13 protein-coding genes are annotated in these 14,333 nt (G+C 46.9%); 7 read left to right on the top strand and 6 right to left on the bottom strand.

The window, feature by feature from the left end; all coding sequences use genetic code 11:
- Positions 1-45 precede the first annotated feature (45 nt).
- Positions 46-768 (bottom strand): YceI family protein, encoded by a 723-nt coding sequence (locus ACFQS8_RS05075; RefSeq protein WP_382166180.1) that lies wholly within the window; start codon positions 766-768, stop codon positions 46-48.
- 194 nt (positions 769-962) lie between these two features.
- Between ACFQS8_RS05075 and ACFQS8_RS05070 the strand changes: the two genes are divergently transcribed.
- Positions 963-2,012: an aldo/keto reductase gene (locus tag ACFQS8_RS05070; protein WP_382166585.1), complete on the top strand. Its 1,050-nt coding sequence runs from the start codon at positions 963-965 to the stop codon at positions 2,010-2,012.
- Between the two features lie 66 nt (positions 2,013-2,078).
- Here ACFQS8_RS05070 and ACFQS8_RS05065 read toward each other — a convergent pair whose 3' ends face one another.
- From ACFQS8_RS05065 to ACFQS8_RS05055, 3 genes are all read right to left on the bottom strand, one after another.
- Positions 2,079-2,939: a DMT family transporter gene (locus tag ACFQS8_RS05065; RefSeq protein ID WP_382166179.1), complete on the bottom strand. Its 861-nt coding sequence runs from the start codon at positions 2,937-2,939 to the stop codon at positions 2,079-2,081.
- Positions 2,940-2,977: 38 nt separating this feature from the next.
- A complete protein-coding gene (locus ACFQS8_RS05060; protein ID WP_382166178.1) occupies positions 2,978-3,481 on the bottom strand; it encodes a hypothetical protein in 504 nt (167 codons plus the stop codon).
- 126 nt (positions 3,482-3,607) lie between these two features.
- On the bottom strand, positions 3,608-4,294 hold the full coding sequence (locus tag ACFQS8_RS05055; protein ID WP_382166177.1) for an energy transducer TonB: 687 nt from the start codon (positions 4,292-4,294) through the stop codon (positions 3,608-3,610).
- A gap of 737 nt (positions 4,295-5,031) precedes the next feature.
- On the opposite strand from ACFQS8_RS05055, the gene ACFQS8_RS05050 reads away from it, so the two are divergent.
- A complete protein-coding gene (locus ACFQS8_RS05050) occupies positions 5,032-7,335 on the top strand; it encodes a hypothetical protein (protein WP_382166176.1) in 2,304 nt (767 codons plus the stop codon).
- 32 nt (positions 7,336-7,367) lie between these two features.
- Here the strand turns inward: ACFQS8_RS05050 and ACFQS8_RS05045 are convergent, their stop codons facing one another.
- Both ACFQS8_RS05045 and ilvD read right to left on the bottom strand, forming a co-directional pair.
- Positions 7,368-8,285, bottom strand: coding sequence for a DMT family transporter (locus tag ACFQS8_RS05045; RefSeq protein ID WP_382166175.1), 918 nt, complete (start codon positions 8,283-8,285; stop codon positions 7,368-7,370).
- A gap of 110 nt (positions 8,286-8,395) precedes the next feature.
- On the bottom strand, positions 8,396-10,114 hold the full coding sequence (gene ilvD, locus ACFQS8_RS05040; protein WP_382166174.1) for a dihydroxy-acid dehydratase: 1,719 nt from the start codon (positions 10,112-10,114) through the stop codon (positions 8,396-8,398).
- Positions 10,115-10,275: 161 nt separating this feature from the next.
- Here ilvD and ACFQS8_RS05035 point away from each other — a divergent pair, with 161 nt between their 5' ends.
- The 5 genes from ACFQS8_RS05035 (at position 10,276) to lepB (ending at position 14,265) form a co-directional block, all read left to right on the top strand.
- Entirely contained in the window at positions 10,276-11,358 is a 1,083-nt protein-coding gene (locus tag ACFQS8_RS05035; RefSeq protein WP_382166173.1) for a trypsin-like serine peptidase, read from the top strand.
- A gap of 105 nt (positions 11,359-11,463) precedes the next feature.
- Positions 11,464-12,600: an MBL fold metallo-hydrolase gene (locus ACFQS8_RS05030; RefSeq protein WP_382166172.1), complete on the top strand. Its 1,137-nt coding sequence runs from the start codon at positions 11,464-11,466 to the stop codon at positions 12,598-12,600.
- A 159-nt stretch (positions 12,601-12,759) separates the two neighbouring features.
- Positions 12,760-13,035, top strand: coding sequence for a hypothetical protein (locus ACFQS8_RS05025; protein WP_382166171.1), 276 nt, complete (start codon positions 12,760-12,762; stop codon positions 13,033-13,035).
- A gap of 1 nt (position 13,036) precedes the next feature.
- Positions 13,037-13,357, top strand: a complete 321-nt coding sequence (locus tag ACFQS8_RS05020; RefSeq protein ID WP_382166170.1) for a YbjQ family protein — start codon at positions 13,037-13,039, stop codon at positions 13,355-13,357.
- On the top strand, positions 13,354-14,265 hold the full coding sequence (gene lepB / locus ACFQS8_RS05015) for a signal peptidase I (protein WP_382166169.1): 912 nt from the start codon (positions 13,354-13,356) through the stop codon (positions 14,263-14,265). The genes ACFQS8_RS05020 and lepB overlap by 4 nt, the downstream gene beginning before the upstream one ends.
- Positions 14,266-14,333 lie beyond the last annotated feature (68 nt).

The following is a 14,333-nucleotide window of genomic DNA, read 5'->3' as shown; positions in this document are numbered from 1 at the left end:
AAAGGTATGCGGAGCGATCGAAACCCTTGCCTAAATTAGGCGATATTATTCAGCCGCTGCTTCTGGTGCTGTCTGTACAAACTCAGCTGAGATGTTGATCGTAACAACATCACCAATGCCGTATTCGACAGCTTTTGTAAGTCCAAATTCAGAGCGCTTGAATTGAGTTACAGCATCAAAGCCGATCACGTCCAAATCACCAAGCCAAGGTTTGTTGCCGACACCATTATAAGTAACATCTAGGTCTAGTGATTTGGTTACACCAAGGAAAGTTAGATCTCCTGTGATGATACCTGTGTTGGGGCCAGTGGTTTTAGCTGATGTAGACGTGAATGTTATTGCTGGAAATTCCTGGGCTAGGAAAAAGTCATTCGCGAGTTCAGCGTGCCATTCGTCCGCTTTGGTTGGGTGATCTGTTTGCACGGAGATTGGGTTTATCGTTGCAGATACAGTTGATGCAGCAGGGTTTGCTGGATCAAAGTTTATCGTTGCATCCCAATCTGTAAATTTAGCGGTGTATGTTGAGAGACCACCATGGCTAAGACTCCAGAACAAGAATGCATGGGTGTTTTCAAGCTTGTATTCTCCAGCTGCTGTTTCTGCGAGCTGAGCTGCTACAGCGTCTGCTTTAGCAGTATCAATTTTGGTCTCTACTGGAGCCGGCGTTGGTGCAGGTGCAGCTTCTGCTGTGGTGCCTTGTGGGTTGCAGGCCACTAGGGTGATGATAGATGCACTCAAAAGTGCGGTCGTAAACAATGTTTTTTTCATTTTAAGCCTCCAAGCTTCACAAATCTTTGTGATGCGATTTTCAAACTACTTCACTAAGATAGTACAGCGCATAACCTCGTGTGATCACAATTTGGTGAGACCTGCAGTCTTGCACAAGGCTCAAATCACTTTACTTAAAGAAATGATGCGTGATTAGGCGTAAATCCAACCAATCAAAGAGGGCATATATGGCTATGCAAATGAGAAAACTTGGTCGAACAGGCATTGATGTGTCTTCTTGCTGCCTTGGCACCATGACATTTGGCCAGCAAAACACCGAAGCTGAAGGCCATGCTCAAATGGATTATGCGTTGGAGCGAGGGATCAATTTCTTTGATACTGCAGAGCTGTATTCCATTCCCCCAATGGCTGAAACTTATGGTGCCACAGAAAAGATTGTTGGAAGCTGGTTTAAAAAAACGGGCAATCGAGATAAAATCATTCTGGCGTCAAAAATTGTCGGTCGTTCTGGTTTAAATTATATGCGCGGTGACAAGCAGTATGAGCTTATGCGCGTCACCAAAGAGCAAGTTGATATCGCTGTAGAACAAAGCTTATCGCGTTTGCAGACCGATTATATTGATCTTTATCAAATTCATTGGCCAGATCGTAAGGTCGCGCTTTTCGGCGGTGCCATGTCTGAAGATGATTGGAAGGTTGAATCTGAAAGTTTTGAAGCGCAGTTAGAGGCGCTGAATGCGCATGTTGAAAAGGGCAATATTCGCCATATCGGATTGTCGAATGAAACGCCTTATGGCGTGATGAAATTCTTGCAGGCGGCTGAGGCCAAAGGTTTGCCGCGTGTGGCTTCAATTCAAAACGCATTTAGTCTTGTAAACCGCGAATTTGAAGTCGGTTTGGAGGAAGTGTGTCGTCATGAAGACGTATCCTTGCTCGCTTACTCGCCTTTGGCACAAGGTTATTTAACGGGTAAATATCGTGATGGGGCTTTGCCCTTAGGCTCCCGAAAACAATTGTTTGAGCGGTTAGGGCGTTATGAAGGGCCGATCGCTGAAAAAGCAATTACGGCTTACTTAGATCTTGCTTTAGAGTTGGATGTCGATCCTACTCAATTGGCAATTAAATTCTGCGACACGCGCCCTTATATGGGTTCGACAATAATCGGTTCGACAACAATGCAGCAGCTGGAAATTTGTATTGATGCATTTGATTTAGAGTGGACTGAAATGATGGAAGATTGCGTGAATACGATCCATCAAGTGCAACCAAACCCTTGCCCTTAAAGAGTGAGAGTGCAAATTAGAAAATGAATAAAGGCCGTTGGGATATGTCCTAGCGGCTTTTTTATTTTAATCTTTAGGGAGTGTACGTGCTTGCTTAGCGAATATGGCCATGGTTACACCGCTTAGGATAAGAATGGAGGCGATGGTGAAACGTAAAGTCCATGCTTCTGATAATAGCAAACTTCCACCAATGCCCGCAAATACAGGTACGCTGAGTTGCCATATCGCAGCTTTAGCAGTGCTAAGTTTGGGTAGAACGCTGTACCACAGCGCATATCCCAATCCTGATGTGATGGCACCTGATAGGATTGCGAGAGCAATGCCTGACAGCTGCAAATCTGTGGGGCGGATGAGGATGATTAGCATTGGTATTGTGAGGATGAAATTACCCGCACTTGCATTGAGTGGGGAGGAGGATGTTTGCCCACGTAGCGAGTACGCGCCCCAAGCAATTCCTGATATGGCCATAAGAAAAGCAGCGAAAGGATCAGGCGCTGCAATGCCGGGGGAGACGAGCCAGATTAGTGCGCCAAAGGCGAGGAGTGAACCTGCAATTTCCCAAACACTGAGGCTTTGGCCTTTTATTACGGCCCATCCAATCATGGTGAGTTGCACGCAGGCAAATAGAATAAGTGCACCAAGGCCGGTATCGATCATGACGTAGGAATAGGCGAAGGCCGCACCATATAAAAATAAACTGAAAGCTGACACCCAATTGCCTGCTTGAACGATTTTCCAGCTAAAGCCTTGCTTGATGCCGACCAGCACGCCCAACACAGCGGCACCGGATACAAGCCGAATGAGGGCGTAATTTTCAGGATCAATAAGCGCAGGCTCCATGCCTTGAGAGCTTAAAGCGAGGCGTGCAATAATTGAGTTTCCCGCAAAAGCAAGCATGGCAAGCAGGGTTAGAAAAGTGATGCGCAAGACGTGGTCCTTTTTGAATACGTCAAGGACCAATGAGACTAGTCTTCGAACGGTTGTGGCTCTGCTAGTTTTAATCCCTTGGGGCCTGAACGTCCGTGTCTTGATTTGGCATTTGTGTCTTGCCTTGGGCGACGGGGACTGTTTGGGATCAGGATTAAGGTTCCGCCCACACACATGGCAACGCTAAAGATGTAGATCAAGTATTTTAGAACCCAACCAGGCTCACCAAACACATTTGTGAGAATTGCGTGAGATGTCGGGAGGCCTATTTCTAGCTCTTTTGCGAGGGTGAGCAATTGCAGGCTGTAATTATAATTGTCCACTTGGGCATTATAATTGAGGTACATAAAGCCGCTATAGGCCGCAAATAATACGAAACGCGAAGCCCAGTTGACGCGCTCTGGATTGATCATGAAAAGCAGACCGAAAATCGCGATATGGACGCTGACGAAAAACTGCCATGTGTTAGAGATTAGCTCACGGTGCTGGCCGAGCAATTCGTGGAGCTGTAGCAGATTGTCAGTTCCTGCGATCTCATTCATGTCCGTCCCCTCAATGCAATGTGCTGAGGCTAGATATATCGGTCAAATGCGGGAGGGGCAAGGAAGGTTAATGTGCGACTTGCCAGATAAGCCCTAGAAAGCCGCACAGAAATGACGGTGACTGTTTTAGTTGAGTTTATACTCAAGCGGCCAGACGACATTGTGTGTAATGACGGGCATGCCATCATCATTTTTTGTCGGAGAGAATGCAGCCTTGCCTACGGCGCGTTCAGCTGATTCCACAAAAACGGGATGGCTGCATGTGGCGGCTATGTTGAAAGGTTCACCGCGTGCCGACAAGGAGAAGGCGACTTCGCAGCTTCCAGAAAGGCCCATTGATTGCGCACGGTTTGGATAGCTTGGCAAAGGCGCACGAATAGGGATTGCCGTTGTGGGGCCGCGATAAACGCCTGTTTTAATGGTGGGGATTGAAGTTTTAAAATCGGGCGTGCTTGCGGCGATTGTATATCCGCCGAGAATAGCGCCATCCGTGGGTTTATGGATAAGTGTGGGCGCGGCCGGCGGCGGTGTTGCTGGCTCTATCTTGGTGATGACGTCATCTTTTATGAAAACGTCTTCTATCGTCGCCGTTTCTGCAATGAAGCTTGTGAGCGTGTGGGATTTAACTTGCGCAATCTCAATTTGATCAATGCGGATAAGATATTCCATCACGCTGAAAAGGCCGACTGTAAGAGCTGTGGCGAGCGCGCCTGAAAGCAAGAATTTAGTGAGACGTTTGTCTTTCGCGCGTGAGGTTTGGTTTGCGTTAGAAAGTGAACTTAGTGACGTTGTGTTTAAAATCGCAGCAGACATGAATGCCTCCCCCTTATGAAAGTTATTGCGAACTTATCGTAACGTAAATTCAGGGTAGGGTTGAATTTCAAATAATGTCAATATCTGTGCGGGACGCCTCCATACACCAAAGCCTCTGCCATTTGACTGTCTTTGCGCGGTGCGATTGCCAATTAGAAATTGGCGCACCTGTGCCTTCGCTTTGCGCGTCGGCCTGAGGGCCGGATACACCAAAACCTCCGCCACCATTTCTGATGCGAGAGTATAAGCATTCTTTGTAAAATCAGGGCGCGAAGCACACAGATTTTTGGCAGTGATAGCCAAGACCCGATCTGCACACGGGCCCCAGCAGGTAAGTAGGCCGCAAATCTGCGTGCCTCGCATGGTGATTTACCGTGGTGAGGTTCCTTCTTATAAGGGGTTCCTGCCCCCAAAGCCCGCTAAGGATGACGACAGCCACCCCCGCAAAGGATATCCCCTAGAGCACGCCCAACACCTGCATAGACACTCCGAATGCGCCATGTGGTTTGAAGGGTACACCATCCCACCCCAGCACGATCGGTCGCGAGCCGCCCCATGAGGTGTGATGGACGTAGTATGCACGAGGTTTTCAGGCGGGGGATAAGTTTTAGAGGGTTGATAAACTGTAACCCCAAATAGCGTGAAAATTTTTGTTGAAGATTGCAACTTCACGTGATTGAAGTATTAATGAATTGTTAATGATGCCGTTGGGGGATTTTGGGGTGGCACGTTTATAAATGAATAAAACAGCACTTATTTTTGGTCTTTTTTCTACTTTGTTACTTCACATCATATTGGTAGATTGTTTGGTGTCAGGTGATCAAATAGTTGGCGTTACGGAATGGGGAATTATTCTAGGTTTTTTCTTTGTAACTTACCAGATCGCTTTAATTTCAAGAGTATTGGGTGTCTGGAGAAAGTTGAGCCAGGCTATAGAAAGTACGGAACCCAACGTAAACAGCTCTCAGTCAAATCGGAGTGCAATAATTCATCGCGGTTTTGTTGAAATGTATTTCTATCTTATCGCGAGTTTGACCGTTTTGTGTGGCATTGCCTATCTGAGTGCAAGCGCGGTATTTAAAATTCCATTACAGCTTAGGATAGGTGTGGATTATGACCCGCTGCATGTGAGTGTATTTGTTGGACTTTCAATTAGTTCGTTTTTTCCCTTGCTGGTAGGAAACTATTTGAAATCAAAATTAGAATCTAAAAAGTTGAAAGTTAAATTTGTTCGTACAGATGTGATTACCGCTACTAGTTTTATCGTCTTTTTAGCGGCTCTTGGTCTAATAGTCGCTTTGGTTGCAGCAGCTTCTAGTGGTGATTTTAAGATGGCAGAAAATTTCGGCGTATTTGTTACGGGGTTAGTTGTTATCGCCTTTTTATCTGTCATATTTATACCTAACATTACACGATGGTTGAGGACTTCACATTTGGATGCATCCAGAGTTCATTCGATGGGGCCGAGTTCAATTGATGCTTTATTAGGCGGGGTTACTAAACCGCTTAGTATGATTGACAGTTATATGGTCAAGGTGATCGCTCCTTTGTCTGGGAGTACGGAGAAGCGAACTGGGCACTTTCTTTTAGTTTTAATAATGTTGTTGTTGTCTTCGTTGGGTTTTGTGCTTGCTAGCCCATTTGGTTTGATACCCATTTCATTTGCAATGATTTTGGCATTTGCTCTGGGGCGCCGCTGGGCTTGGGTTGAAGAAGATAGAGATACTGCATCTAGGCTTCAGTCCACAAGAAAAGGCGGTATTCATATTGGGTTTGAGAATGATTTCAAAGATGAGGCGTTGCTCGCATATGCTTCATTTTTTGTTTTGGTCCCTTTAACGCTTCATCAGATACAGGGGTGGTTGGCACCATTTCAAGAAGTTCAAGGGATGACTTCTGGAAATGCTTTTGTTGATTGGCTTAGGTTTTTTGGAGCTGAATTAGCTAAAGCTGTACCCTTTGTCGACTGGTTCGAAATTTACAATGTAGATGTAAAGACACCGTTTTCGATTTCTAACGAAAGTTCCTCATTGGCCAAACATTTAACGTTCGGTGCACGAGCAATGGTTGATTTGGTTATAATGGCAGCACTGCTACAAGCGCTAGGTATCTCTCATAGACGAAGAACCGAACGAAAACTTTATAAAGCAGGACAATTGAAGTCATTTGACCCTTTTTTGGAAGCTGATTTTTTTGAAAGTGGCATGAGATATAACCGTGAAAAAAATAAGTGGTTTCCGTCAGAAGAATTTTTCAAAGAAATAAAAGAGCATTGTGACAACTGTGAGATAAGGAATGAACCAAGAGTTCCTTATAGTGTGAAGCGTTTGAATGAGCTTGTTTTGTCGAAAAATGATGCCTTGCGTGAAGGTGCACTATGGATGCAGGTTGAATTTAACTTGCTTGTAGGACCTCCGACCAAACAATTGGAGCAGTTATTTAATTTTTGGAAAACAAAAGAATTTATCCAGCATATTGAGAATCTGAGAAGTAAATCTCGAGAAAACTCTGATAAAGCAGAAGAGTTTGTTTGGAAGCAAAAAGCAGAATTTGAAAGAATATTATTAACTATATCTGAAGAGGGCAATATTGGGTCAGTTCAATTGCAGCAACTGAATCAGATATTGGCATTATTGCGTCTTACGAAAAATGTCCCTGAATTCGCACTATCTCAAAAGCTTGCTATTCAATTGATTGGGGCAACTCGAACCGCCTATTCTGTATCAGCACTTTTAGCTAATGTAGTAGATATTCGCCATTTAAATCATCCTGCCTTTGGAGATAAATGGAACAAGTCTATAAAAATTGTAACGGCTGTGGATCCAAGAAAAGGAAAAACGAACTTTCAAACTCAAGAAGAATTTAGAGTCTTGGTTTATAAAGAGCTTGGCAGAATTAAATACGACGATTGTGAAATTAGGTCGAAAGAAGCTAGTGAAATACTTGAGTGCATGCAGGATGTGCCGAAGGACGATTACAGTTTCCCCTATGGAGACCGTTCTAGGTTCGCGAGAGGGTATATCGCTACTTTCTCAAACTAAGGGGTGAAGCGATAGTCAACTAGTATATATCTTTATGGTGCGATATTTTCGGGGTGTTGGGCGCGTTGGATGGAGAGTTTGTGTTCGCGCAGGGCGATATAAATGCCGGAGCCAACAATCAGCGGAAGGCCAAACCATAGCGAGTCTACGGGCCATTGATCCCAAATCATATAGCCAAAAAATGTCGCAAATATCAGGTTGGAATAATCCATCGGCATGACAACGGCGACATTGGCGTATCGCAGCGATTCCGACAGGGTGATCTGTCCGATTGTGCCAAAAAGGCCAATCAAGGCGAGCAGGCCAAAAATTTCCCATGAGTGGGCTTTGCCAAACCAAAACATGGCAATGGCCAAAACAGGCACGGACATCGCGGTATAGTAAAAGACGATCGTGGCTGAAGACTCTGTCGCGGAGAGTTTGCGTACAATAATGATAGTCAGCGCCGTCATCACTGCGCCCGCAAACGCGACTGCTGCGCCAATGGGCGGGATGTTATTGTGCCAAGGCTGTATGGCGATCACAATTCCGATAAAACCAACCACAACAGCTATCCAGCGGCGCAGACCGACATATTCTGACAACAAAATAACTGACAATAAGGTTGCGATAAGGGGAACGGTGAAGCTTATCGTGGCGGCTTCGGCCATGGGCAAAAGCATGACAGCACCAAAGTTTAGCCCCATGCCGACAGCGCCCGTAATGGCACGTGAAATATGCAGATCGACGCGTTTGGTCTTTAAGCTGGCGAGGCCGTTGCGGTAAAACACCCATAGGCCCATCATCACAAAGCCAAACAAGAAGCGGTAAAACAGCATTTCCACAACATGCACATCGCGCTCCCCGAGGAATTTCACGAGCATGAACATGGTTGCAAGGCTGGCAATCGCGATGAGGCGAAAGGTGAGGCCGAGAACTGGTTTGTCGCTGTGTGAATTTGCCTGTGACATGGCGGGGGTATCAATCTAAATGCATGGGGTGGGCAATAAAAAAAGCCCATTCCAACAACCTCATAAGCGAGACGCTAGAATGGGCTTTATCTAATCGTTATGCGGCAGGATTAAAGGTCTGCATACATGTGTTTTTCAAACTTTGCGCCCGGGTGGGTGCACGCACCGAGGTGGGCTGGGCCGACTGTTTGGGCGTATTTGTAAAGCGCGCCTGTTGCGTAGAGATTTTGCTTTGGCTTGAATGCGGCTTTGCGTTTGGCAAGTTCCGCATCATCAACTTCAAGCTCGATTGTGCCTTTTACAGCGTCGATAGAGATGATGTCACCATCTTTCACAAGACCAATTGGTCCGCCATCATAGGCTTCTGGTGTGACGTGTCCGATACAGAAACCACGTGTGGCACCAGAGAAGCGTCCATCTGTGATGAGGGCAACTTTGTCACCCATGCCTTGACCGTAAAGGGCGGCGGTTGTGGCGAGCATTTCGCGCATGCCTGGTCCGCCTTTTGGTCCCTCATAACGGATGACCAAGACTTCGCCTTCTTTATATGTTTTGTCGCGCACGGCTTCAAAACAATCATCTTCAGAATCGAATACGCGTGCTGGGCCGCTAAATGTTTGGTGAGCGAGGCCTGCAACTTTCACAATTGCGCCATCTGGAGCCATTGAACCTTTCAAGCCGACAACACCGCCAGTTGGTGTGATTGGGTTTGTGACGGGGTAGATGACTTTTTGAGATGGATCGAATTTTACGCCTTCAAGGTTTTCAGCGAGCGTCTTTCCGGTCACGGTGATACAATCACCATGCAAATAGCCGCCATCAAGCATTGTGCGCATGAGCATTGGCATGCCGCCAGCTTCACCCATGTCTTTGGCAACATAGCGTCCGCCTGGTTTCAGGTCGGCGAGGTAAGGCGTTTTCTTGAAGATTTCAGCCACGCGCTCTAGTGGGAAATCAATACCTGCTTCATTCGCCATAGCGGGAAGGTGAAGACCTGCATTTGTTGACCCACCTGTCGCGGCGACAACGGCAGCCGCGTTTTCAAAGGCTTTAAGTGTACAGATGTCACGTGGACGAAGATTGCGCTCAATGAGTTTCATCACAGCTTCACCTGTGGCAACCGCATATTGGTCACGGTTTTCATAAGGCGCTGGTAGGGCAGACGAAAGCGGAAGAGCAAGACCGATGGCTTCTGATACACACGCCATTGTGTTGGCGGTAAATTGTCCACCACATGCACCAGCACCCGGACAAGCGACTTTCTCAAGCTTGTTGAGCTTGGCTTCGTCCATATTGTTGGCACCAACAGCGTAAGAACCCACGGCCTCAAACACGTCTAGCACAGTAACGTCTTTGTCCTCAAAGCGACCCGGAAGGATTGACCCACCATAAAGGAATGCCGATGGGACATTCAGGCGCAACATGGCCATCATCATACCCGGTAGTGATTTGTCACATCCGGCGATGCCCACAAGTGCGTCATAGAAGTGGCCACGAATTGTAAGCTCTACAGAGTCTGCGATCACATCACGCGATACAAGGGAAGAGCGCATAGCCTCTGTTCCCATGGCGATACCGTCAGTCACGGTGATGGTACAGAATTCGCGAGGTGTACCATTGGCATTCTTAACACCCTGAGACACGGCGTGTGCTTGGCGTTGAAGGGCAATGTTACATGGGGCTGCTTCATTCCATGCGGATGCGACACCTACGAATGGCTGCTCAATTTCCTTCGTTCCTAAGCCCATAGCGTAATAGTATGAGCGTTGAGGTGCTTTTTTGGGGCCAATAGTTACGTGGCGTGAAGGTAATTTTGACTTGTCGACCATAGAGAAGACACTTTCTTAAGGCATATTTTTCCAATTATGGGAAAGGTTATGGCCTATCATGCGCAAAACAGGAAGAGGCGGAATGTCACCTCTTGATATGATAATGTTTATAATTGAGGGTTATTTTCACCTTTTTGGAAAATTTAGATAGGAAATATGGGATGGATGACGTTTCCGCACTCGAACCTATCGTGTTTGATATGGGGCTGCCTGCAGGGTATGAGCGCTCTGGTATGGACCTGCTTGCGGCATCCTCCACGCCTGCGCAATTGCCCGATCATGTCTATGGTCCATCTGTGTCGCCTGAGGTTTTAGCTGAAAACCCTGAGGCTCTAAATGCTGAATTAGATGCTTTGAAAGATAAGGGTGAGGTGCTGATTGCAACCCCGCCATCAGGGCAACGTTTTTTTGGGCGACCTGAAATTCATGGTGTGCCTGCGCCTCATGTTCAGCGTCGCCTTGAGGAGGTCACTCAATCGGGTGAATTGACTGAGGCCATTATTGATCAATCTCAATACCCTTATACTGCGATTGGGCGCCTTAGTTATAGTATTGAGGGTGTTGTGCGATATTGCACTGCATGGGTTGTGTCCGAGCGCGTGATTGCGACGGCAGGGCATTGTGTGTTTTCACGCAGTGTGCATTCAAACGGTAATGGTCAATCTAGTGATCGCGATATTGGCAGCGATAAGTTGGGGGAAGCTTCATCTGAAAAAGTGTCTGGCTTAGCGGATTGGGCCATATTTGAACCGGCATATCGTGCGGGCGCCGAAACTGAGAAATGGGCCGGTGTTCGCGGCTATGTGCTGAAAGCTTGGATTGCCCCCGAGGCGGGGGAGCCAACTAGCCCGCACGATTTTGCATTTATCGTGTTGGATAAACCCATCCTCTCTAAGACGGGCGCATTAGGTGTGAGAGTTGCAAATCCCGACATGCCTGAGGCTGCTGTGAGTTTGGGATATCCGCAATCTCCTAGTTCTGCTTATGCATTTGATGGACGTCATTTGTATGCATCTACTGGGCGATTGAAGTCATCGGCATTGGGTGTGCTGGAAGCTGAAAATCAATTGACCGAAGGTTCATCTGGCGGACCTTGGTTGTCGCGCACTCGCGAAGGGATAGTGGTGACGGGTATAAATTCAAACAAACCGCTGCGAAGTGATGATACGACCTATTCTCCTGTATTGGGCCAGAGCTTTATAGCTTTATTATCTCGTGTTTTGTCGGACATGACAGGGGTATAGGATAAAAAACACCCCTATCTTCCCCTAGGTTACTATTCCTTTGGTGCGTTGTTCGGCGTAGGTTTAGCTTTAAAAATGATTTGCAAACCTCAGGGGATATTTCGCATGACAAAATCTGGAGCAAACTCTGGTGATGAAACTGCGAGTGTGGATGCCGCCGAGGAAGCCCGCAAATTAGAGTTTTTTGGCAAATCAGGCCGGATAAAACTTGAATATCCTTTTGAAGCTCAGCCAGAACCAGGGCATGTGACGCAAGTGGCGGATGGCGTTTTGTGGGTGGCCATGCCCTTGCCGATTAAAGGTCTGGATTGGATCAATCTTTGGCTTATTGAAGAAGAGAATGGTTGGACGCTGGTTGATACTGGCATGTCGATGGAAGAGACGCGTGATCTTTGGGAGGGGATTTTCAAAACTCACCTTAAAGGCAAACCGATTGTGCGTGTGATTGGAACACACCTCCATCCAGATCATATAGGATTGGCCGGCTGGATTACCCGAAAATTTGAGTGTGAATTATGGATGTCGCAAGCTGAATATATTTCGTGTCGTATGCTTGTGGCTGATACCGGACGTGAGGCACCACCAGAAGGCATTCAATTTTACGCTCAGGCGGGTTGGACGCAAGACATGCTGGACCATTACAAAAAGCGGTTTGGTTTTTTTGGCAATATGGTGTGGCCACTTCCTGAATCGTATCGGCGTTTGAAAGATGGGGATGTTATTTCCATTGGCGGGCGAGACTGGCGCTTAATAGAAGGGACGGGGCATAGTCCTGAACATATGTGCCTATATTGCGAAGAGTTGAATGTGATGATTTCAGGCGATCAGTTATTGCCGCGTATTTCGTCGAATGTATCTGTGTACCCAACTGAACCAGAGGCTGATCCATTGTCAGACTGGCTGGCAAGTTGTGCGAAGCTGATTGATGAAGTGCCCTCGGATGTATTGGTCTTGCCAGCGCATAATCGTCCATTTAAGGGCGCACATTCGCGGCTGCGGAATTTGATTGAAGGGCATCAGCGTCAAATTGAACGTTTATGGGAGCGCTTAAAGGAGCCTGCGAGCGCCGTGGACGTATTTGCAACACTTTTCTTCCGCAAAATTGGTAAAGGTGATTATTTTACTGCGACAGGCGAAGCGATTGCTCACTTAAATTATCTGCTTGCGCGTGGCCGCGTGCAACGCAAACGCGTTGATGGTGTGTATTATTATGAGGCTGTTCCTGTAGATGAAGGGGCTTGACCTTAGGGCATTGATGTCGCTCTAGTCTCGTCGAATGTGCTGTTCTTAAAGTATGGCTGTGACGTTGTGGGTATTTCAGGTTTAAAAGCCTGAAACGTGGAAGGAAGACTTTTGCAAGACAGATATAACAGCCAATCCCCCGTTGGAGATCACCAAAAAATGCGTGCGAAAACGCATGCGAGTGGATGGACGATTTTAGGCATTAGCCTTATTGGCGCTGGGATTTTTATTTATTTTGCTTTTTTTGTTTTTGGAATGGCGTCTGCCATTTTAAGCATTCCTGATGCTGGCTCGGGCGGGGTGGCAATGTTTGCGTTGTTTGCCCTGACTGTCGGTCTTCCTCTTACCGGCTTAGCTATTTTGGTGTTGAAGGTGGTTGTCGATCGCCTGAAAAACAGCGAAGACAATTATTATTCGAAGAATGTGGAGCGATAACATGCCAATCATTGTGACAATGGCTGAGACTGTCCCCAACCGGGAAATTACTGAAGTTGTGGGTATCGCACGCGGCAATGTTGTGCGCGCACGTAATGTGGGGCATGACGTTTTGGCAGCATTGCGTTTATTGGTTGGTGGTGAAGTCTCTGAATACACAAAGCTAATTGCCGAAGCACGTGAGCAAAGTCTGGATAGAATGACAGCGCATGCGGAAAGCTTAGGGGCAGATGCAGTTGTGTCTATGCGGATTACGACGTCGACGATTATGCAGGGCGCAGCTGAAATTCTGGTTTATGGTACGGCGGTACGTTTGAAATGACTGTAGAAGACACACACACAAAGAACGATTCCGCAGGTGAATCCGCAACGGCCTCTTCAAAAGACGAAACCGTCAAGAGAACAGGGCTGGATTGGTGGATTTATGAAGCCAAGGAAACAGGACTAACGATCGCTATCTTTTTGCCGATCTGGTTGCTGCTAACGTCATTTGTGTTTGAGCTTCGCTCGATTCCCTCAGAAAGCATGGTGCCGAACCTGCAAATTGGCGATCGCGTGGCTGTGGCTAAATATGCTTATGGGTATGGGCGTTATTCGCCTGCTTTCGGCATCGGCACATGGTTTACGAAAGAAGATAAAACAAAACCAAATCAAAAGATTTTTGCATCTGAACCAAAGCGCGGTGATGTAATCGTGTTTCGTCACCCCAATGATAATAAGGTAATGATTAAGCGCCTTATCGGTTTGCCGGGTGATAGGATTCAGATGATTGAAGGACATCTTCACATTAATGGTGAGGCTGTGGAACGTGAAGTGGTGCGCCGTTTCCGTTATACGCCACACGGCAAGCCTATGTCTGAAAACACGATTGAATATCGTGAGACACTTCCCAATGGTGTGTCATATCTAACGCATAAATTTGCGGGTAGTCAGTCTTTTGATGATACACCTGAGTTCATTGTGCCAGCCGAGCATGTTTTCATGATGGGTGATAATCGGGACAATTCAGAAGATTCGCGTTCGCCGCGAGGTCATTTAGAGCTGTATAAAGAGAATCCAAATGGCTGGGGCGGTCGTCGTTTCGCTGTAGGAGATACGCCATCTACCATCGGTTTTGTGCCATATGACCATTTAATGGGGCGTGGAGAGACTGTTTTCTTTACACTTTCTCGCTGTAAGAAGGCTCCAGAATCTAAATGTCCAACGTCACGTGTGTGGCGGGGGCTTTAAGAATTCTGACACAGACCGCGTGTATAGCAGGCTAACAGATCAATTTGGCCCGAAACATGAATGGCTCG

The sequence above is a fragment of the Hirschia litorea genome (genome assembly GCF_042665075.1).
Classification (GTDB): Bacteria; Pseudomonadota; Alphaproteobacteria; order Caulobacterales; family Hyphomonadaceae; genus Hirschia; species Hirschia litorea.
This window is presented reverse-complemented; position numbering and strand designations above follow the sequence as displayed.

Coding starts and splice junctions, on each gene's coding strand:
- ACFQS8_RS05030 (WP_382166172.1), top strand. CDS start 11,464: ATGACAAAATCTGGAGCAAACTCTGGTGATGAAACTGCGAGTGTGGAT.
- ACFQS8_RS05035 (WP_382166173.1), top strand. CDS start 10,276: ATGGATGACGTTTCCGCACTCGAACCTATCGTGTTTGATATGGGGCTG.
- ACFQS8_RS05070 (WP_382166585.1), top strand. CDS start 963: ATGCAAATGAGAAAACTTGGTCGAACAGGCATTGATGTGTCTTCTTGC.
- ACFQS8_RS05025 (WP_382166171.1), top strand. CDS start 12,760: ATGCGTGCGAAAACGCATGCGAGTGGATGGACGATTTTAGGCATTAGC.
- ACFQS8_RS05075 (WP_382166180.1), bottom strand. CDS start 768: ATGAAAAAAACATTGTTTACGACCGCACTTTTGAGTGCATCTATCATC.
- ACFQS8_RS05055 (WP_382166177.1), bottom strand. CDS start 4,294: ATGTCTGCTGCGATTTTAAACACAACGTCACTAAGTTCACTTTCTAAC.
- ACFQS8_RS05020 (WP_382166170.1), top strand. CDS start 13,037: ATGCCAATCATTGTGACAATGGCTGAGACTGTCCCCAACCGGGAAATT.
- ACFQS8_RS05050 (WP_382166176.1), top strand. CDS start 5,032: ATGAATAAAACAGCACTTATTTTTGGTCTTTTTTCTACTTTGTTACTT.
- ilvD (WP_382166174.1), bottom strand. CDS start 10,114: ATGGTCGACAAGTCAAAATTACCTTCACGCCACGTAACTATTGGCCCC.
- ACFQS8_RS05045 (WP_382166175.1), bottom strand. CDS start 8,285: ATGTCACAGGCAAATTCACACAGCGACAAACCAGTTCTCGGCCTCACC.
- ACFQS8_RS05060 (WP_382166178.1), bottom strand. CDS start 3,481: ATGAATGAGATCGCAGGAACTGACAATCTGCTACAGCTCCACGAATTG.
- lepB (WP_382166169.1), top strand. CDS start 13,354: ATGACTGTAGAAGACACACACACAAAGAACGATTCCGCAGGTGAATCC.